General features: G+C 71.2%; 19 protein-coding genes, 1 tRNA gene and 1 pseudogene. 14 read left to right on the top strand and 7 right to left on the bottom strand.

All coding sequences use genetic code 11. The features are described from left to right. Positions 1 to 112: 112 nt before the first annotated feature. From AB0A65_RS17560 to AB0A65_RS17550, 3 genes and pseudogenes are all read left to right on the top strand, one after another. Positions 113 to 1,270, top strand: coding sequence for a Gfo/Idh/MocA family oxidoreductase (locus AB0A65_RS17560; protein WP_359952329.1), 1,158 nt, complete (start codon positions 113 to 115; stop codon positions 1,268 to 1,270). After that, complete coding sequence (locus AB0A65_RS17555) at positions 1,267 to 2,358, top strand: dihydrodipicolinate synthase family protein (RefSeq protein WP_359952327.1); 1,092 nt, start codon at positions 1,267 to 1,269, stop codon at positions 2,356 to 2,358. The genes AB0A65_RS17560 and AB0A65_RS17555 overlap by 4 nt, the downstream gene beginning before the upstream one ends. Then, positions 2,355 to 3,125 (top strand): annotated as a pseudogene (locus AB0A65_RS17550) (sugar phosphate isomerase/epimerase family protein); the annotation flags it as partial. The gene AB0A65_RS17555 and the pseudogene AB0A65_RS17550, both read left to right, overlap by 4 nt. A gap of 686 nt (positions 3,126 to 3,811) precedes the next feature. On the opposite strand, the gene AB0A65_RS17545 reads toward AB0A65_RS17550, so the two are convergent. Next, entirely contained in the window at positions 3,812 to 4,477 is a 666-nt protein-coding gene (locus tag AB0A65_RS17545; protein ID WP_359952325.1) for a class F sortase, read from the bottom strand. 90 nt (positions 4,478 to 4,567) lie between these two features. After that, the gene (locus AB0A65_RS17540; RefSeq protein WP_359952323.1) at positions 4,568 to 5,044 is read right to left on the bottom strand and encodes a hypothetical protein; all 477 of its coding nucleotides are present in this window, start codon (positions 5,042 to 5,044) and stop codon (positions 4,568 to 4,570) included. Between the two features lie 194 nt (positions 5,045 to 5,238). Here AB0A65_RS17540 and AB0A65_RS17535 point away from each other — a divergent pair, with 194 nt between their 5' ends. From AB0A65_RS17535 to AB0A65_RS17525, 3 genes are read left to right on the top strand one after another with little or no spacing between them, the layout of a single operon-like run. Further along, positions 5,239 to 5,718 (top strand): 4Fe-4S binding protein, encoded by a 480-nt coding sequence (locus AB0A65_RS17535; RefSeq protein WP_359952321.1) that lies wholly within the window; start codon positions 5,239 to 5,241, stop codon positions 5,716 to 5,718. Next, a complete protein-coding gene (locus AB0A65_RS17530) occupies positions 5,715 to 6,212 on the top strand; it encodes an NADH-quinone oxidoreductase subunit J (protein WP_359952319.1) in 498 nt (165 codons plus the stop codon). Before AB0A65_RS17535 ends, AB0A65_RS17530 begins: the two co-directional genes overlap by 4 nt. Positions 6,213 to 6,262: 50 nt before the next feature. After that, on the top strand, positions 6,263 to 7,909 hold the full coding sequence (locus AB0A65_RS17525; protein WP_359952317.1) for a DUF885 domain-containing protein: 1,647 nt from the start codon (positions 6,263 to 6,265) through the stop codon (positions 7,907 to 7,909). Positions 7,910 to 7,964: 55 nt separating this feature from the next. Here AB0A65_RS17525 and AB0A65_RS17520 read toward each other — a convergent pair whose 3' ends face one another. Next, complete coding sequence (locus tag AB0A65_RS17520; protein WP_359952315.1) at positions 7,965 to 8,852, bottom strand: hypothetical protein; 888 nt, start codon at positions 8,850 to 8,852, stop codon at positions 7,965 to 7,967. A gap of 134 nt (positions 8,853 to 8,986) precedes the next feature. Further along, positions 8,987 to 10,126, bottom strand: coding sequence for a lytic polysaccharide monooxygenase (locus AB0A65_RS17515; RefSeq protein WP_359952313.1), 1,140 nt, complete (start codon positions 10,124 to 10,126; stop codon positions 8,987 to 8,989). A gap of 192 nt (positions 10,127 to 10,318) precedes the next feature. On the opposite strand from AB0A65_RS17515, the gene AB0A65_RS17510 reads away from it, so the two are divergent. Continuing rightward, positions 10,319 to 10,771, top strand: coding sequence for a peroxiredoxin (locus tag AB0A65_RS17510; RefSeq protein WP_359952311.1), 453 nt, complete (start codon positions 10,319 to 10,321; stop codon positions 10,769 to 10,771). A gap of 41 nt (positions 10,772 to 10,812) precedes the next feature. Here AB0A65_RS17510 and rdgB read toward each other — a convergent pair whose 3' ends face one another. Both rdgB and rph read right to left on the bottom strand, forming a co-directional pair. Beyond that, positions 10,813 to 11,397, bottom strand: coding sequence for an RdgB/HAM1 family non-canonical purine NTP pyrophosphatase (gene rdgB, locus AB0A65_RS17505; protein WP_359952309.1), 585 nt, complete (start codon positions 11,395 to 11,397; stop codon positions 10,813 to 10,815). Next, on the bottom strand, positions 11,394 to 12,122 hold the full coding sequence (gene rph, locus AB0A65_RS17500; protein ID WP_359952307.1) for a ribonuclease PH: 729 nt from the start codon (positions 12,120 to 12,122) through the stop codon (positions 11,394 to 11,396). Before rph ends, rdgB begins: the two co-directional genes overlap by 4 nt. 125 nt (positions 12,123 to 12,247) lie before the next feature. On the opposite strand from rph, the gene AB0A65_RS17495 reads away from it, so the two are divergent. Both AB0A65_RS17495 and AB0A65_RS17490 read left to right on the top strand, forming a co-directional pair. Then, positions 12,248 to 12,329 (top strand) — tRNA-Leu (locus AB0A65_RS17495). Between the two features lie 109 nt (positions 12,330 to 12,438). After that, positions 12,439 to 13,101 carry a hypothetical protein gene (locus AB0A65_RS17490; protein WP_359952305.1) on the top strand — a complete coding sequence of 221 codons (663 nt, stop codon included), beginning with the start codon at positions 12,439 to 12,441 and terminating at the stop codon, positions 13,099 to 13,101. Between the two features lie 49 nt (positions 13,102 to 13,150). Here the strand turns inward: AB0A65_RS17490 and AB0A65_RS17485 are convergent, their stop codons facing one another. Continuing rightward, positions 13,151 to 14,068, bottom strand: a complete 918-nt coding sequence (locus AB0A65_RS17485; protein WP_359952304.1) for a DMT family transporter — start codon at positions 14,066 to 14,068, stop codon at positions 13,151 to 13,153. On the opposite strand from AB0A65_RS17485, the gene AB0A65_RS17480 reads away from it, so the two are divergent. The 5 genes from AB0A65_RS17480 (at position 14,067) to AB0A65_RS17460 (ending at position 19,158) form a co-directional block, all read left to right on the top strand. Continuing rightward, on the top strand, positions 14,067 to 15,473 hold the full coding sequence (locus tag AB0A65_RS17480) for a PLP-dependent aminotransferase family protein (RefSeq protein WP_359952302.1): 1,407 nt from the start codon (positions 14,067 to 14,069) through the stop codon (positions 15,471 to 15,473). The genes AB0A65_RS17485 and AB0A65_RS17480 overlap by 2 nt on opposite strands. A gap of 69 nt (positions 15,474 to 15,542) precedes the next feature. Next, positions 15,543 to 15,755, top strand: a complete 213-nt coding sequence (locus tag AB0A65_RS17475) for a hypothetical protein (protein WP_359952300.1) — start codon at positions 15,543 to 15,545, stop codon at positions 15,753 to 15,755. Between the two features lie 46 nt (positions 15,756 to 15,801). Continuing rightward, complete coding sequence (locus tag AB0A65_RS17470; protein ID WP_359952299.1) at positions 15,802 to 16,872, top strand: efflux RND transporter periplasmic adaptor subunit; 1,071 nt, start codon at positions 15,802 to 15,804, stop codon at positions 16,870 to 16,872. Between the two features lie 100 nt (positions 16,873 to 16,972). After that, positions 16,973 to 17,677, top strand: a complete 705-nt coding sequence (locus AB0A65_RS17465) for a response regulator transcription factor (RefSeq protein ID WP_359952297.1) — start codon at positions 16,973 to 16,975, stop codon at positions 17,675 to 17,677. Beyond that, positions 17,674 to 19,158 (top strand): HAMP domain-containing sensor histidine kinase, encoded by a 1,485-nt coding sequence (locus AB0A65_RS17460; protein ID WP_359952295.1) that lies wholly within the window; start codon positions 17,674 to 17,676, stop codon positions 19,156 to 19,158. The genes AB0A65_RS17465 and AB0A65_RS17460 overlap by 4 nt, the downstream gene beginning before the upstream one ends. Positions 19,159 to 19,163: the final 5 nt, after the last annotated feature.

Here is a 19,163-nt window from a genome sequence, read left to right as displayed (position 1 = left end):
GCATTCACGTGTGTAAATCTGTCTAGAGACCGCTTTCAAACGGGACCGAGTGTGCTGTATGCTTCACAAGACTGTATGAAAGCGCTTGCCTTATCGTCTGGAGCAGATCCCTATGGCAGAGAGAATCACCGTCGGCATCGCCCTCAACGGGGTGACCGGGCGCATGGGCTACCGGCAGCACCTCGTGCGGTCGCTCCTGGCGATCCGCGAGCAGGGCGGCGTCCCCCGCGCCGACGGCGGCGTCATCTGGCCCGAGCTCACCCTGGTCGGGCGCAGCGAGGACAAGCTCAAGGCGGTCGCCGAGCGCCACGGCCTCGACAAGTACACGACCAGCCTCGACGAGGCCCTGAACGACGAGTCGATCGGCGTCTACTTCGACGCGCTCACCACGCGGCACCGCCTCGCCGCCGTCAACTCCGCGATCAAGGCCGGCAAGCACGTCTACACCGAGAAGCCGATCGCCACCAGCCTGGAGGACGCGCTCGCGCTGGCCCGCACCGCCCGCGACGCCGGCGTCAAGAACGGCGCGGTCGCCGACAAGCTCTACCTGCCCGGCCTGCGCAAGCTCAAGCGCCTGGTCGACTCCCGCTTCTTCGGGCGGGTCCTGTCCGTGCGCGGCGAGTTCGGCTACTGGGTCTTCGAGGGCGACTGGCAGGAGGCCCAGCGCCCCTCCTGGAACTACCGCGCCGAAGACGGCGGCGGCATGGTCCTCGACATGTTCCCGCACTGGTCGTACCTGCTGGAGGGCACGTTCGGGTCCCCGATCAAGTCGGTCATCGCGAACGTCACGACCCACATCCCCGAGCGCTTCGACGAGCAGGGCAACGCCTACGCGGCCACCGCCGACGACGCCGCGTACGCGATCTTCGAGCTCGAAGACGGCACCGTCGTGCAGATGAACTCGTCGTGGGCCACCCGCGTCGACCGCGAGGAGCTCGTGGAGTTCCATGTGGACGGCACCGAGGGCTCCGCCATCGCAGGGCTCCGCAAGGCCCGCGCGCAGCACCGCGCGCACACCCCGAAGCCGGTGTGGAACCCTGACATCGACCAGCCGATCCCGTTCCGGCAGCAGTGGCACGAGGTGCCCGACAACGAGGTGTTCGACAACGGCTTCAAGCTCCAGTGGGAGGAGTTCCTCCGCCACGTGGTGGACGACGAGCCGTGGCACCACGACTTCCTGGCCGCCGCCCGCGGCGTCCAGCTCGCCGAGGCGGGCTACCGCTCGGCGCGCGAGGGCCGCCGCATCGACCTTGAGGAGCTGGTCCTGTGACCCGCGAGTTCACCTCCCGCGTCATCTACTCCGCGGCGCACGTCGTCGCGGACCCCCTGGCCGACAACGGCCCCGGCCGACCGGCCGCGGTGGACTGGGACGCCACGATCGGGTTCCGGCGCCACCTGTGGGACCTCGGCCTCGGCGTCGCCGACGCCATGGACACCGCCCAGCGCGGCATGGGCCTCGACTGGGAGGCCACCAAGCAGCTCATCAAGCGCTCCGCCGAAGCGGCCGGGCCCGACGACCTCCTCGCGTGCGGCGTCGGCACCGACCAGCTCGGCGCGGCGCCGTCCACCATGGACGAGATCCGGGCGACGTACCTGGAGCAGCTCGGGGTGGTCGAGGACGCGGGCGCGGGCACGATCCTCATGTGCTCCAGGGCCCTCGCCGCGAGCGCCAAGGGCCCCGACGAGTACAAGGCCCTCTACGCCGAGCTCCTCGGCGAGGTCAGCGGCAAGGCGATCCTCCACTGGCTCGGCCCGATGTTCGACCCGGCGCTCGAAGGCTACTGGGGCACTTCGGACCTCGGCGAGGCCGCGGACGTGTTCGTCGAGATCGTCACCGAGAACGCGGCCAAAGTGGACGGCATCAAGATGAGCCTCCTCGACGCCGACGCGGAGATCGCCCTGCGCCGCAGGCTCCCCGAAGGGGTCCGCTGCTACACCGGCGACGACTTCAACTACCCGCGGCTCATCGCCGGGGACGAGTTCGGGTACTCCGACGCGCTCCTGGGGATCTTCGACCCCCTCGCGCCGCTCGCCTCGCAGGCAGTCAAGAAGCTCGACGACGGCGACGTCGCCGGGTTCCACGCGGTCCTCGACCCGACGGTGCCCCTGGCGCGCAAGGTCTTCGAGGCCCCCACGTTCAACTACAAGACCGGCGTGGTGTTCCTCGCGTGGCTCTCGGGCTACCAGGACCACTTCAAGATGGTCGGCGGCCTCGAATCGGCCCGCTCCATCGAGCACTTCGGACAGATCGTGGACCTCGCCCTGGAAGTGAAGCTCTTCCCCGACGAGAACCTCGCGATCGACCGGTTCAACGCCCTGCTCAAGACCGCGGGCCAGCCGAAGCGGACCCTCGCATGAGCGCCGCGGACCGCTTCTCCTTCAACCACGCGACCGCGAAGTTCTGGGACCAGCGCGAGGCCGTCGAAGCCTGCGCCCGCGCCGGGGCCGGGATCGGCCTGTGGCGCGAGCCGTTGCAGGAGATGGGCGTCGAGGCCACGGCCAAGCTCGTGAAGGACGCGGGCGTCGAGGTCACGAGCCTCTGCCGCGGCGGCTTCTTCACCGACCCGACCCCGGAGTCCATCGCCGACAACAAGAAGGCGATCGACGAGGCGGCGGCCGTGGGGGCCCCGGCGCTGGTGCTCGTCTCGGGCGGCATCCCCGACGGCGGCACGATCGACACCGCGAGGGAAGGCGTCAAGGAGGCCCTGGACCTGCTGGCCCCCTACGCGCTCGCGCAGGGCGTCACGCTCGCCATCGAGCCGCTCCACCCGATGTTCGCCAGCGACCGCTGCGTCGTCACCACCCTCGCCGAGGCCCTCGACCTCGCCGCGCCCTTCGCCCCCGAAGCGGTCGGCGTCGTGGTCGACACCTACCACATCTGGTGGGACCCGCAAGTGCGGCAAGGGATCGCGCGCGCGGGCCGCGAAGGCCGCATCGCGTCCTTCCAGTTCGCCGACTGGGTCACCCCGCTCCCCGCGGGCGTCCTCACCGGCCGCGGCCAGCTCGGCGACGGCTGCATCGACTTCAAGCGCTACCTCGCCGACGTCGACGCCACCGGCTTCACCGGCCCCATCGAGGTCGAACTCTTCAACGACGCCCTCTGGGCCCGCCCCGGAGCCGAAGTCTTCCAAGAGACGAAGGAAGCCTTCGAGCGCGTCGTCGCCTTATCCGGCGACGTGGATGTGCGCTGCCACTCATTCGGCCCCGCTGGTGCGTCGTTCGGATATCGGTTTGTTTGGTGCGGGCGCATCGACTGGTTGCCGACGCGCCCGCGTACTACTCACCTCGCGAGGTGTCTTCCGGTAGGAGCCGTGCGGGAGTGCACTCCCGCACGGTCTTCGGGGACGGCCCCCGGGGTTTCCCAAATTCACCGCCAGTCCTACCGGAACCGGCTCCACCTGTCTCCTCTCCACCACCACCGGAGACAGGTGTTTTTGATATCTACAATCACAGACCGGGTCGAGTTTGCACAGAACTATTTTCCAGCCTGTGGATAACTTCCGCCGTACCTGTTCGCGGAATGGTTCTGAGGGCGTTCCTAGCAGCTGCCGATGCGTCTCGATGCCGATCTCTCCCGATTCACTATCCGGTGCCCGGCTCTCGGAAACCTCGGCATTGGCTTGTGCCTGGCCGGCACGTGCCTGCTCCCGCAACGCGAGCTCTTCGAGCGCATGTAGGCCCCGCCGAAGCACGTCGGAGGGGCTCTCCTTCTCATGCCCGCAGCTTTGAATGATCCGAGCGTCGTCTGCAGTGGGACGGAAGTTAACGGTCATGTTCTCAGTGTGAAGCATTTGCAGACCAACGGTGAGGCTCAGTCCCGGTCCTTGAAGTCGTTCCTGCCGTTCAGGGGGCGGGCGAGCTCCTTCTCGGTGGCCTGGTGGTGGCCCGCGTAGTCTGCGAAGACCACGACGTTCTCGGTGTAGTCGCCCGCGTCGCGGTCGAACTCGCCGCCGCAGGTGATGAGGCGCAGGACCGGTTCGGGGCCGATGCCGAACACGTCCTCGTAGGGGAGGCGCTTCTTGGGGTAGGACTCGACGCCGGTGACCTCGTAGACCACGACGATGCCGTCCTCGCGGGTCACCTCGATCTCGTCGCCCTCCTCCAGGCGCTTCACCGAGTAGAACACCGCCGGGCCCTTCTTCGTGTCCACGTGCCCCATGAGGACCGTCGGCCCGAACTCGCCCGGCGTCGGGCCCGGCTCGAACCAGCCCGCGTCCTGCGGGCGCCACATCGCCGGGACCTCGAAGTTCCCGCGGAAGTCCAGGCCCAGGGCCGTCAGCGGGGCGTGCACGTCGAGGTGGTCGATGTCCACGCGCGTGGGCTCCGAGCGGTCGAGCCAGTCCCCGCCCGCCGGGTCGGCCACCGCGAACGGGTCGTCGTCGAAGGGGGAGTGGAACTCCGGCCAGCGCAGGGACGGCACCGGCGTCACGCTCCCGATCATGAGCCCCAGGCCCCCGGCGAGCACGAGCGAGAGCACGACAGCCGCCACCGGCCGGAACGCGGGTTCCGGCCGGTGGCAGGGCCTCTCAGGCTGACGTTCATCCGCCCCTGGAGGCTCGGTGTCCATTTAGGCGGCCGTGACGCCGCTGCGGCGCTTCAGCAGCCACATGCCCGCGGCCGCCGCGAGCACCAGCGCCGCGCCCGACCACAGGACCACCGTGGCCGCGTCCGAGGCGGTCGAGCCGCCGCCGGTGGAGGCGCCCGTCCCCGACGTCACCGTGAACTTCGAGGAGGCGGTGTCGCCGTCGCAGGTCACCGTGATCGTGTACGTGCCGGGCTTCAGGTCGTTCGTGACGGTGAAGCTGCCCTGCGCGTTGTTGTTGTTCTTCGGGAGCTTGAAGGAGACGTCGGTCCCCTCCACGTCGCCCGTGGCGTCCTTGTCGCAGTTGGACGCGAGCACGTCCACCCTGGTGCCCACCGCCCCCGCCGTCGGCGAGAGCGTGACGGTGATGGCCGCGTTCGCCGGAGCGGCGCTGGACAGCACGACCGCGGCGCTGAGCGCCACCGCCGCGAGCATCCCGCGGACGGACTGCGTGATTCGCATGGGCACGGTTCCTCCCCGATCGCCGCCGGGACCCACCCGGCAGACGTGACGTGTCAAGAGCTCACGGTAACGGCTGTCGCCAGTGGTGCAGGGGTTTTCATGGGAAAACGGGTGCGGCCAGTGGGAGTCGGGAATCGGACAGCGGACGCGGCGCCGGACTGGAAAACACCGGTCCCGTCTGCCACGATGAGGACATGAGGCTTCCCGGGAGCGGTCTGGTCGGCGGGCTCGCCGCGACCGCGCGCACAGCGACGCGACGCGCGGTCACCCGCCAGTACCCCGAGCGCGAACCCGAACTGCCCGAACGCACCCGCGGCGTCATCGCCCTCCACGAGGGCAACTGCACCTCCTGCATGCTGTGCGCCCGCGAATGCCCCGACTGGTGCATCTACATCGACTCCCACAAGGAGACCGTCGAAGTGGAGGGAGCCGCCCGGCCCCGCCAGGTCAACGTCCTCGACCGCTTCGACATCGACTTCTCCCTGTGCATGTACTGCGGGATCTGCGTCGACGTGTGCCCCTTCGACGCCCTCTTCTGGGCCCCCGACTTCGCGTACGCCGAAGGCGACATCCGGAACCTCCTCCACGACAAGGAGCACCTGGGGGAGTGGCTTGCGAACGCGCCCGCCGCCCCGCGCCCCGAAGGCACCGAGCCTGCCGAGGAGCCCGCGTGACGCTCGCGGACGTGCTGCTCGCCGCGTTCGGGCTCCTCGCGCTCGGCGCGGGCCTCGCCGTGGTCACCACCGACCGGATCGTGCGGGCCGGGCTGTGGCTCGCCGTCGCGTTCGCCGGGATCGCCGGGGCCGCGCTCGTGCTCGCCGCGGAGTTCCTCGCGTGGGTGCTCGTCCTCGTATACGTCGGCGCGATCGTGGTCCTGCTGCTGTTCGCGACGATGCTCACGAAGGCCCCGACCGACCCGTCCGAGGACCTGGACCGGGCGCGCTGGCCCGGCGCCGCGGTCGCGGGCGGCGCGGGGCTGGCGCTGGCGGCGGCGGTGACCGGGGCGTTCGGGTGGACGAAGGCCGACCTGGACGCGAACGGCGCGGGAGACGCGGCCGCGATGGGGGAGGCGGTGTTCTCGCAGTGGGTGCTGCCGTTCGAGGTCCTGTCGCTGCTCCTGCTGGCGGCGCTCGTGGGCGCGGTTACGGTCTCGACCAGATCACGGTGAACGCCGATCTTGAAACATCTGTTTCCTAGCCGCGCGGTAAGCTAGCGCGCATGACCTCACCGATCTTCGCTCTCGCCGACGAGTCCATCACCTCGTACGCGCGGCTCGACCCCGCATTCGCCGGCGCCGTCGGCATCACGGGCGACTTCGGCGTCGCCACCGACTACGGACCCGACGCCGTGGCGGCGCGCGCGCAGCTGTGCCGCGACACGCTCGCCCGCCTGGAGACCCTCGAATCCACCGGTCCCGCCGACGACCTCGCCCGGCTGCACATGGCCGAGCGCCTCCAGGTCATCGTGGACCAGCACGACGCGGGCGAATGGCGCCGCGCCCTGAAGGTCCCCTACGGGATGCTCCAGAACGTCGTCAGCTACATCGACCTCGCGCCGCGCGAGACCGAGACCGACTGGCGCCTCAACGCCGCGCGCATGCGCGCGATCCCCGAGATGCTCGCGACCTGGCGCCAGACCATGAACGCCGGGATCGACGCGGGCACCACGGTGGCCCTGCGCCAGGCGCTCGAAGGCGCCAAGCAGGCCCGCCGCAACGCCGACTCCCGCGTGTTCGACAAGCACGTCGCGGCCTACGGCGACGGCTCGCAGGCGCAGGACCTCCGCGAGGCGGCCGACGCCGCGTACGCCGCGTTCGCGTCCGTCGCGGACTACCTGGAGCAGACCTACGCGCCGCACGCCGACCCGAACGACGGCGTCGGCGAGGAGCGGTACCTGCTCGCGGCCCGGTCCACGCTCGGCGCGGTCCTGGACCCGCACGACGCGTACGAGTGGGCGTGGGACGAGCTGCACCGCATCGAGGACGAGATGGCGGCCGAGGCCGAGCGCATCCTCCCCGGCGCCGGTCTCGGCGACGTCATCGCGCACCTCGACGCCACGCAGGCCGTGGACACCGCCGAGGAGTACCTCGCGTGGCTCCAGGCGAAGCACCGCGGCGCGCTCGAAGCGCTCAACGGCGTCCACTTCGACATCGACCCGCAGCTGATGAACCTGGACGTGCAGCTCGTGCACGGCTCCTCGGCCGGGTCCGCGTACTACACCGGCCCCTCCGAGGACCTGACGCGCCCGGGCCGCACCTGGTGGCCCGTGGCCGACCGCGAGCGGTTCCGCACCTGGGCCGAGCTGACCACGGTCTTCCACGAGGGCGTGCCCGGCCACCACCTCCAGATCGGGCAGACGAAGGTCGCCGGGGACGGGATCTCGCGATTCGCGAAGGTCTTCGGCTCGGTCTCGGGCCACGCCGAGGGCTGGGCCCTGTACGCCGAGCGGCTCTCCGACGACCTCGGCTGGTTCACCGAACCGGGCACGCGCCTGGGGATGCTCAAGGGCTCGGCGCTGCGCGCCGCCCGCGTCGTCATCGACGTCGGCTGGCACCTCGGCCTGCCGCTGCCCGCCGCGGAGGCGAAGCGCCACGGCGACACCTGGAACTTCGACGTCGCGCTCGACGTGCTCACCACCCGCGGCCGCATCGCGGAGCACCGCGCCCACCCGGAGATCGTCCGCTACGCGGGCTGGCCGGCCCAGGCGATCTGCTACAAGCTCGGCGAGCGGGCCTGGATCGCCGCGCGCGACGAGGCGAAGGCCGCCGCAGGCGCCGACTTCGACCTGAAGGCGTGGCACACCGCGGCCCTGAACCTGGGCCCGATCGGCCTCGACAACCTCGCGTCGGTCCTGCGCGGGAAGTAGTCAGGACACGACAACGGCGGGCGCTCTGGTGAGCGCCCGCCGTTCGCGTGTCCCCTTACTGCCAGCGGTCGATCATGTCCGCGGTCGCCTGGTCGATCTGCTCGCCGAGCTGGTGCAGGTGCTCCTTCTCCAGGTCCGCGAGGCTCGCGGTGAGCCGGTCGGCGCGGTCGGCGCCGGGCAGCCGCAGGAGCCAGTTGCGGGCCACGACGGCCTGCCGGTACTGGACCAGCAGATGGCCGAGATCGGACACCGGGACGATGACCTCCTCGGCGCTGCGCCCCAGTGCCGGTGAGGCCGCCTCGGTGAGGAAGTGCGCGTCGCGGGCGGCGGTGCGCATCTCGTCCCTCGCGGCCACGAGGTCGGTCGCGTGGCTCATCTTCACGTACGTGTCGAGCAGGTGGATCTTCGCCTTGGAGATGACCCCCATGAGCGAGGACGCGGGCTTGTCGCCGTCGCGCGTGAACTTCGCGTGCTCGGCGAACATCCGCACCTGGCCGAGCAGCGCCGCGACCCACGCCTGCGAATGCACGCGCTCGATCTGCCGGTACGACTCGCGGACCTCTTCGTCAAGGGCGCCATACCATTTCGGGTACTCGGCGACTGTGAGGCCGAGCTGGTCGAAGCGGTCGGCGAAGTGGGTGCGGAGGCGCTCCAGGTCCTCGGTGTGCTTGAGCGCGGACAGGAGCTGGTCGAGCTGCGGGCCCCCGTGCGGGGTCGCGGTGAACAGGTGCTCGTAGCCGCGGATCGCCGTGCGCAGACGGTGGATCACGGCGCGCACGCCCCCGGCGGAGCCGGGCGCGTGCCGTTCGGTGGCGGCGATCGCGCGGTTGAGCGCGTCGACCTGGCTGGAGATGTAGTACTGGATGACGGCGCCGGCGCGCGTGTTCGCCGACATGGAACCCGATGACGCGGCCGGTTCGACGGCCGCAGTGGCTGCTGACATGGCTCCTCCCCCGGAAGACCTGCTGAAATGGAGTATTCCAGCGGGGTACCCGGGGGAGGAGCCGAAGCGGTGATTTTTCGACGATCGTTCAGGTTTCCGCCGTGCAGGCGTCACCCGGAGCGATCACCGCGTTGTCATCCCTGCATGCAGTCCATGGTCGGCATGGTGGTCAGCGTGCCCGTGACGTTGAAGCCGAAGGTCGCCGTGCCGTTGGCGTTGATCGTGCCGTTCCATGCGGCCGGACCGGCCATCTGCATGTCGCCCATCGTGGTTATCGTCGAACTCCAGTAGTCCCTGATGGTGATCCCCGAGCCCGGCGGCCACATCCAGTGGACCATCCAGTTGCTGATCGCCGTGGTCCCGGTGTTCTTGACCGTGATGTTCACCGTCGCGCCGCCGTTCCAGGAGGAGACGGACGCGGTCGCCGCGCAGATCCCGGACGGGTTGCCCGTGCCGGGGTCGGTCGGGTCGTCGGTCGGGTCCTCGGAGGTCGGCGGGTCCACGACGCCGCCGTCGTTGCCGGGGAACGAGGTGCCGGGGCGCACGCCCGAGATCTCGCCGTTGCCGCCGTCGAACTGCACGTCGGAGCAGGCGTAGAAGTTCTCGTTGGAGTCCGAGCGCACCCAGTGCGTGAACACCATGTGGTAGCCGGACTTCTGCGGCAGCGTCAGGTTCGCGTAGTAGTAGTGGTCGTTGCTGCCGGGCCCGCCGTTGGACGCCGGGTTGGTGAAGGTCTGGAACTTCTCCAGGTCGTCCCAGGCCAGCGGCTGGGTCGGGTCCCACCCGTCCTTGGTGATGTACAGGTCGAAGCGGCCCGGGTGGTGGGCCCAGTTGTTGTAGCGCCACTGGACGGTGTCGCCCGCGGTGACGTGGGTCTTCGGCCAGTCGCCGACGTCGTTGAACGCCGAGAAGTCGTACGGGCCGCGACCGCCGCCGTTGCAGATCTGCCCGTCGGGGATGTACCCGACGGTCTGGCCCGCGCCGTTGGAGTCGAGGTTGCCGAACCAGTTGTAGAACGGGGTGGCCCCGCCCTGGTCCAGCGCGGACTGGCACGCCTCGTTGTACGGGTCGAGCGCGCCGGTGCCGCCGAGTGCGTCGAAGTAGCACAGGTACTGGCGGGAGCCCGGGAACACGGTGGCGCCGTGGGCCTCCGCGTCGCTCTTGGTGAACAGCGTCGAGATGGTCATGGCCGCTACTGCGGCCAGCACCATCGACATGACGGCGGCGATGCGGCGGCGTCTGCCGCCGAGCGCCGCCGTGGCGGTGGTGGACATGGAGTTACTCCTCTGCCGGTTCTGGAGCGCTCCCAACCAGGCCCGCGAGCCCGCGCGCGATCTTGTGGACTGCTGCTGACGCGAATTGCTATATTCGAGTGTATCTATATTGTGGTGCGGAGCGCAATCACCCCCCTATCGACACGGATCGGACCGGCCCGCCGCGGACCGCGCGTGGATAGACTGGGCTCCATGGACATCGGCGACACCGCCCCGGCATTCACCCTCGACGACGAGACCGGGGCGCCGCGCAGCCTCGACGACCTCGTCAAGGACGGCCCGGTCGTGCTCTTCTTCTACCCGCTCGCCATGTCGGCGGGCTGCACCGCCGAGGCGTGCCACTTCCGGGACCTCGCCGCCGAGTTCGGCGAACTGGGCGCGACCCCGGTGGGCATCTCCACGGACGCCGTCGAGCGCCAGGCCGAGTTCTCGCGCAAGCACTCGCTCGGGTACCCGCTCCTGTCGGACACGGGCGGCGAGATCGCCGAGGTGTTCGGGGTGCGCCGCAAGATCACGATCGTCCCGACCAAGCGCAAGACCTTCATCATCGGCGCCGGGCGCGAGATCATCGGCGTCGTCAAGAGCGAGATGAACATGCGGGCCCACGCCGACAAGGCCCTGGAACTCCTGAAGGCCCGCAAGTAGAAAGAGGCGGCCCGGAGGCCGCCTCTCATTTCAGGTCTCGGTCAGATCTTCGTCGCGAGCTCGCGGAACGCCTTCCCGCGGTGCGAGATGGCGTTCTTCTGCTCGGCGGTGATCTCCGCGCTCGTCAGGTCGAACCCGTCGGGCACGAACAGCGGGTCGTACCCGAACCCGTTGGCGCCCCGGGGCTCCCGGATCACGTGGCCGGGCATCTCGCCGTGGACGACGATGTCGCGCCCGTCGGGGAAGACGATCACGGCGGCGCAGACGAACTGCCCGGTGCGGAGCCCGTCGGGGACATCGGCGAGCTGGTCGAGCAGCAGGGCGTTGTTCGCCGCGTCGTCCTTCTTGCTCCCGGCCCAGCGGGCGGAGAGCACGCCGGGCATGCCGTTGAGGGCGTCCACGGCGATCCCTGAGTCGTCGGCGATCGTCGCCAGGCCGGTGTGCTTGACGCCGTCGCGGGCCTTCAGCAGGGCGTTCCCCGCGAAGGTCAGCTCGGTCTCGGGGGTCTCGGGGTACTCGTCCACGGCGTCGAGGCCGACGAGTTCGACGTGCGGCGCGGCCTCGGCGAGGATCTGGCGCAGCTCGTCCACCTTGCCCGCGTTGCGGGTCGCCAGGAGCACTCTCATGAGCTCAGCAGGGTCCGGGCCTGGAGGCCGGCGAGTTCCTTGCAGCCCTTGAGGGCCAGGTCCAGCAGCTGGTCCAGTTCGGAGCGGTTGAAGACCGCCTCCTCGCCGGTGCCCTGGACCTCGACGAAGTCGCCCTCGCCGGTGCAGACGACGTTCATGTCGACCGACGCGGCGACGTCCTCCTCGTAGGGAAGGTCGAGCACGGGCACGCCGTTGACGACGCCGACGCTGATCGCCGACACCGAGGTCGTCAGGATCTTGTCGGGCTTGCGGGCGAGCTTCTGGTCCTTGAGCCAGTCCACCGCGTCGTGCAGCGCCACGTAGGCGCCGGTGATTGAGGCGGTGCGGGTGCCGCCGTCGGCCTGGAGCACGTCGCAGTCGAGGGTGATCGTGTTCTCGCCGAGGGCCTTGAAATCGACGCAGGCCCGCAGGGAGCGGCCGATCAGGCGGGAGATCTCATGGGTGCGTCCGCCGATCTTGCCGCGGATCGACTCGCGGTCGGAGCGCGAGTGCGTGGAGCGCGGCAGCATCGAGTACTCGGCGGTCACCCACCCCTCGCCCGAACCGCGCCGCCACCGCGGCACGCCCGGCGTCACCGACGCCGTGCACAGCACGCGAGTGCGACCGAATTCGACCAGGACCGACCCTTCCGGGTGATCGGTCCAGGAGCGGGTGAACTTCACGGGGCGCAGCTCATCGGCGGCGCGCTTGTCAGGTCGAGTCATCCTGACCAGCCTACGGCAGCGTACAGGCGTGTGACACACTAGTTGCTGCTCAAATGACAGGGCACCGGCTCCGCCGGCGCCCGCGCGAGTGGCGACTGCACCTCTGGTCCGCCACGTCGCGCTTCGCGCGAGTGGCGGAACTGGCAGACGCGCAGGATTTAGGTTCCTGTGTCCTAGGACGTGGGGGTTCAAGTCCCCCCTCGCGCACACATCTTCGGCCTCGGGCCGGCGAACCGGGGGACCCGGGGGTGCAACCTTCCGGGTCCTATCTGGCGTATGGACTGTGACGTCTGGGTTCGACCGAAAGGTGATCTTCATGTCCGTTCTCGCAAGCTCCGCCAAGCGCGTCGTCGTCTCCGCGGCAGCGGTCGCGGCGGTGCTCCTTCCCGCGACCGCCGCCTCCGCTCAGGGGACGGAGATCCCGGAGGAGGGGTGGGAGTACTCCGCGGCCTGGGACTTCGTCCGGGACGAGTACACCGCCGAGTTCCAGTCCGACGTGGACGGCGCGCTGGCGTCGCAGTTCCCGGACTGGACGTTCGACAACAGCCTGGAGGCCGTGCGGCTCCAGAACTACTACATCGACGGCGTGAACGAGACGCCCGTGCAGCGCAAGTTCCGGGCCGACTTCTGGGTGGGCGAGACCGGGGAGGGGTTCGAGACCGCGGTGTACCTGCCGGGCGGGCTCACGCCCGGGATCCAGGACCTCTCGGGCGGCGAGGAGTACGACGGGCACTACCTGCTCCACTGCTCCGCCGACGACACCGAGTGCGCGTCCGAGACGCTCGCCGACGGCACGGTCGTCGCGTACACGACCGACGGGACCTATGTGGAGGCCGCCGCGTTCTACCCGGACGGCTCTGCGAGCTGGTCCTGGTGGGGCGCGTTCGAGGGCCCGCTCCAGGTGGCGCCCGACGACGTGACCGCGCTGGTGCTCGACCTGAGCACCGAGCCGGTCTGGCACGCGCTCGAAAACGACTAGGCGCACCTGAGACGACGGCCCCCGCTGCCTTCCCGGCGGGGGCCGTTCCTCATTGCGGGAGGCGGGATCTGACGGCGAGGGCCGCGCAGGCGACGACGGCGAGGCCGCCGAGGAGGGTGGGGAGTCCCAGCGGCTCGCCGAGGAGGAGCGCGGACCAGGCGATCGTCATGACCGGCTGGACGAGCTGGACCTGGCTGACCTGGGCCATGGGGCCGAGGGCGAGGCCGCGGTACCAGGCGAAGAAGCCGAGGAACATGCTCACCGCCGAGAGGTACGCGAACGCCCCCCACTGGACCGGGGTCGCGGCGGGCGGCTGGTCCGCCACCGCGAAGGCCGTCGCGGCGGTCATGACGGGGGCGCCGAGGACGAGCGCCCACGAGATCGTCTGCCACGCACCGAGCTCCCGCGCGAGCAGGCCTCCTTCGGTGTAGCCCACCGCGGCGGCGGCGACCGCCGCGAACAGGAGCAGGTCCGGCCAGCCGAGCGAGTCGAGGCCGCCGTTCCCCAAGGCCGCGAACGCGACCGCCGCGACGGCGCCGGCGCCGGCGGCGATCCAGAAGCGCCGCGGCGGGTGCTCCCGCGTGCGCAGCACGGTCATCGCCGCGGTCGCGGCGGGCAGGAGTGCGATGACGACCGCGCCGTGGCTCGCCGACGTGTGCTCCAGTGCGAACGAGGTGAGCATCCCGAACCCGGCGACCACGCCCGCGGCGACGAGCGCGAGGCGGCGCCACTGGCTCCAGGTCGGGAGCCGCTGGCGGGTCGCGGCGAGCGCGATCCCGGCGAGGACCGCGGCGATGGCAGCGCGGCCCGCGCCGATGAACAGCGCGGACATGCCGTCCACGGCGATCCGCGTGAGCGGCAGGGTGAACGAGAACGCCACGACGCCGAGCAGCCCCCACCACAGGCCCGCCCGGGAACGCGATAGCGGTGGCGCCGCAAGGGCAGTAGCGCTACTGTTGTCTCTCATGGTCAACGATAGCAGTGCGAAGATCGCCGCGGCACTGCGCGAACGCATCGCCGGCGCCGCCCCGGGCGCCCGGCTGCCCTCCACCCGCGAACTCGTCGCCGAGTTCGCCGCCAGCCCCGTCACCGTCCAGCAGGCCCTGCGGGCCCTCGACACCGAAGGGCTCGTGGAGCGCCGCCCCGGCGCCGGCACGTTCGTGCGCGCCGTCCGCACCGCCAGGCCCAGCGACTACCGCTGGCAGACAGCGGCACTCGGCGCCCCGCCAGCCCGCGTCCCGCGCGTGCCCACCGCGCTCAAGACCGCCGCGAACGACGTCATCGCGCTCCACTCCGGGTACCCCGACCGCGAACTGCTCCCCGAACGGCTCGTGCGCGCCGCGTTCACCAGGGCCGCCCGCGGCGACGCCGCCATGAGCCGCCCGCCCGCCGCGGGCATGCCCGAACTCCAGCACTGGTTCGCCGCCGAACTCGGCGAGACCATGGCCGCCGGAGTGGCGCCCCCGACGCCCGGCGACGTCATCGTCGTCCCCGGCAGCCAGACCGGCCTCAGCTCCCTGTTCCGCGTCCTCGTCGGCCCCGGCAGGCCGCTGCTCGTCGAGTCGCCCACGTTCTGGGGCGCGATCGTCGCCGCCGCAAGGGAGCACGTGGACCTCGTCCCCATCCCCACCGGCCCCGACGGGCCCGACCCCGACCTCCTCGACCAGGCGTTCGAGCGCACCGGCGCCCGCGCGTTCTACGCCCAGCCGAACTTCGCCAACCCCACCGGCGCCCAATGGACCGACGGGCTCGCCGAACGCGTCCTCGACGTCGTCCGCAGCCGCGGCGCGTTCCTCATCGAGGACGACTGGGCCCACGAGTTCGGCATCGGCGCCGACCCGCGGCCCGTCGCCTCCCGCGACGACACCGGCCACGTCGTCTACGTCCGCTCCCTCACCAAGAGCGTCTCCCCGGCCGTCCGCGTCGCCGCCGTCATCGCCCGCGGCCCCTCCCGCGACCGCATCCTCGCCGACGCCCAGGCCGAGTCCATGTATGTCAGCGGCCTCCTCCAGGCCGTCGCCGCCGACGTCGTCACCCAGCCCGGCTGGCGCACCCACCTCAAGGGCCTGCGCCACCAGCTCGCCGCCCGCCGCGACCTCATGGTCGCGAGCCTCGCCGACCACGCCCCGCACGTCCACCTCGAAGCCGTTCCCCAAGGGGGCCTGAACCTCTGGGCCCGCCTCCCCGACGGCACCGACCTCCCCGCGCTCGCCCGCGCCTGCGAGGCCGCCGGCGTCCTCGTCGTCCCCGGCGACGAATGGTTCCCCGCCGAACCCACCGGCGCCTACCTGCGCCTCAACTACTCCGGCCCCAACCCCGGCGCCTTCCCCGACGCCGCCAGGACCATCGGCGAAGCCCTCGACAAGGATTGAGGCCGCGCCGAGCGCCGCCGTTCACCTGCGCGTCGCCGCCCGGACGACTGCGGCGCGGAGATTCGGGGCATGAACGGTGTCGATGAGGTGGAGCGGGTCGTCGCGCTGGCGGTGGCCGTGGAGCGGTCGGGGATGCTGCCGCTGGAGGAGCAGGGCGCGCTGCTGGACACGTACCGGCGGGCGCGCGAGCGCGTGCTGCGGCAGGGGAGTGCCGAGGACGTGCGGCGGCTGCGGGAGATCGACGAGGCCATGGGGCCCAGGCGGGTTCTGAGTCGCCTCTGAGGTCCGGTTGAGGGCGCCCCGAGCGGGCGGGCCGACGCTTCACCGCATGGGATCTCCTCGCGTCAAGACCACGGTGATCGCGGCCGCGGCACTCGCCCTCGCCGCGGGCGGCACCGCCGCCTACCTCCTCCTCGGCGACCCCGCGCCCGCCGAGGCCGCCAGCACCGTGGAGGTCGAGCGCGGCGACGTCGAGCTCACCGCCTCCGCGTCCGGGACCGTCGCCGCCGCCCGCTCCTGGTCCCTCGGGTTCGACACCGAAGCCGAGATCACCGAGGTGAACGTGGCAGCGGGGGACGAGGTGTCGGAAGGCGACGTGCTCGCCCGGATCGACGACGCCGACGCGGCCGAAGCCGTGGACGACGCCCAGGCCGCACTCGACGAAGCCGAGGACGACCTGGACGACGCCGAAGCCGATGCGGCCGAAGCGGACACGTGCGAGACCACCACGACCACCACTACGGAAACGCCCTCCATGGGCGGCCAGACGCAGACCTGCGACACCGGCAGCGGCACCGACGCGATCCTCACCGCGCAGCAGCGACGCAACCAGGCCGAAGCCGACCTCGAAGACGCCCAGGCCGCACTCGACGCCACCGCCGTCACCGCCCCCGCCGACGGCACCGTCATGTCCGTGTCCGCGAGCACCGGCACCGTCCTCTCCGCCGGGACCGCCCTCATCGAACTCGCCGACCTCACCACCGTCACCGTGACCGCCGACTTCGCCGAAGCCGACGCCGCCGCGCTCGCCCCCGGCCAGGCCGTCACCGTCACCTTCGCCGACGAACCCGTCGACGCCCAGGTCGCCACCATCGACCTCGTCGGCACCGACACCGACGGCCTCGTCACCTACGGCGTCGCCATCACCCTCGCCGACGCCCCCGACGACGCCCTCGCGGGCTCCAGCGCCACCGTCACCGTCGTCCTCGACAGCGCCCCCGACACCCTCTGGGTCCCCGCCGCCGCCCTCCGCGACATCGACGGCGACACCGCCACCGCCGAAGTCGTCAACCCCGACGGCACCACCGAGACCCGCGAGGTCGCCCTCGGCCTGCGCGGCGACGGCGGCGTCGCCGTCACCTCCGGGCTCGAAGAAGGCGACGCCGTCGCACTCGGATAGACCGGCGCCACCCGATTCTGACCTTTCTTTGAGGCTTCTCCCAGCAAGGCCCCGGCCTGCGGCGATAGGCATTCAGGGCACTGGAACGAAGGAGCCTGGAGTGAGCGAAGCGCCTGAACGCAAGGACCGCGTCCTCGTCGTGGACGACGAGGAGAACATCGCCGCGCTCCTGTCGGCGACCCTCCGCCTCACCGGATTCGAGGTCGAGGTCGCCCGCGACGCCGCCGAAGCGCTCCGCGCCGCCGCCAAATTCGAGCCCGACCTCGTCATCCTCGACGTCATGCTCCCCGACATGAACGGCTTCGAGGTCGCCAAGCGCCTCCGCGCCGAACGCGACCTCCCCGTCCTGTTCCTCACCGCCCGCGACGCCGTCCGCGACCGCGTCACCGGCCTCACCGTCGGCGGCGACGACTACGTCACCAAGCCCTTCGACCTCGAAGAGGTCGTCCTCCGCATCCAGGCGATCCTGCGCCGCGCCAAGGCCCCCGCGCCCGCCGAGGACCGCGTCCTGCGCTACGCCGACCTCGAACTGGACGAGACCGTCCACGAGGTCCGCCGCGCCGGCAACCCGATCGAGCTGTCCCCCACCGAGTTCAAACTCCTCCGCTACCTCATGGTCAACGCGGGCAAAGTGGTCTCCAAGTCGCAGATCCTCGACCGCGTGTGGAACTACGACTTCGGCGGCAACGGCCGCATCGTCGAGTCCTACGTCTACTACCTGCGCAAGAAGATCGACGTCGTGGAGCCCCCGCTGATCCAGACCGTCCGCGGCTTCGGCTACGCCCTCAGGCAGCCCCGCAGATGATCCGCCCCCGGCGCTGGCGGCACTGGACCGTCCGCTCCCGCATGGCGTTCACCATCGTCACGCTGTGCACGCTCGCGCTGGCCGCCGCGATCCTCGTCGCGACCGCGCTCCTCCAGAACGTCCTCACCGACCGCATCGACTCCCAGCTCACGACCGCCGCCGAGATGACCCGCGGGAACAACCCCCGCGCAGGCGAGGACTTCGGCGGCAACGGGGGCTTCGACCCGCCGTCCCCGCAGGCCGGGCTCCCCGACAGCCCCCGCGTCTACATCTACGGCGCCGACGGGGAACTGGAGCGCACCCTCGGCGACGACGCCCCCGAGCTGACCGGCCTCGGCGACCTGGCCGCGCGCGTCGGTGAGACGGCCACTGTGGACGACACCGACGGGAACTCGTGGCGGATCCTCGTGGAGGACGCCCAGGACACCGACGGGTACGTCGTGTTCGCGCTGTCCTCGGAGTACATCGGCGCCGCAACGGAGTCGCTGCTGCTCATCGGCGGCGGCGTGGTCGTCGCGATCCTCCTCGTGCTCGCCGTCAGCGCGTTCTGGGTCGCGCGACTGGGCCTGCGCCCCCTCGACCGCATGGAGGCCACGGCCGTCGCGATCGCGGAGGGCCGCATGGACGAGCGCGTCACCGACACCGACCCGCACACCGAGACCGGGCGCCTCGGGCAGGCCCTGAACACGATGCTCGGGCGCGTCCAGACCGCCCTGGACGACAGCGCCGCGTCCGAGGCGCGCCTGCGCCAGTTCCTCGCCGACGCCTCCCACGAGCTGCGCACGCCCCTGACGTCCATCAAGGGGTTCGCGCAGCTGTACCGGCGCGGCGGGGTCCCGCCCGGGCCGGTCATGGACGACACGATCGGCCGCATCGAGGCCGAGTCGCAGCGCATGGGCCTCCTCCTGGACGACCTCATGCTCCTCGCCGCGCTCGACCGGCAGCGGCCGCTCCAGCGCGGCCCCGTGGACCTCCTCGGCGTCGCCGCCGACGTCGTCGGGGACGCCCACATCCGCGCGCCCGGCCGCTTCATCGCCTTGGAGGCGTTGACGGGCGGCTCCGAGGAGTTCCTCGACGCCGTCGACATCACCGGGGACGAGCCGCGCCTGCGGCAGGTCCTCACCAACCTCGTCGCGAACGCGCTGCGCTACACGCCCGGGAACGCCCGCATCGCCGTGCGCATCGGCTGGAGCCACAGCCCCGGGCCGCGCTGCCTCGCGCAGGTCGGCGAGCTGCCGGGCCTGCCCGCGGCCGTCGTGGAGGTCGCCGACACCGGGCCGGGCGTCGCCCCCGAGCACGCCGAGGCCGTGTTCGAGCGGCTCTACCGTGCCGACCAGGGCCGCGTCCGCGGCGGCGAGGGCGGGTCGGGGCTCGGCCTGTCCATCGTGGCGGCCATCGTCACCGGCCACGGCGGGTGCGTGCGCCTGTCGGAGACGCCCGGCGGCGGCGCCACGTTCCGGGTGCTCCTGCCGAAGTCCTAGCGCGG

Source organism: Glycomyces sp. NPDC047010 (assembly GCF_040644205.1).
In the GTDB taxonomy this organism is placed as follows: domain Bacteria; phylum Actinomycetota; class Actinomycetes; order Mycobacteriales; family Micromonosporaceae; genus Glycomyces.
This window is presented reverse-complemented; position numbering and strand designations above follow the sequence as displayed.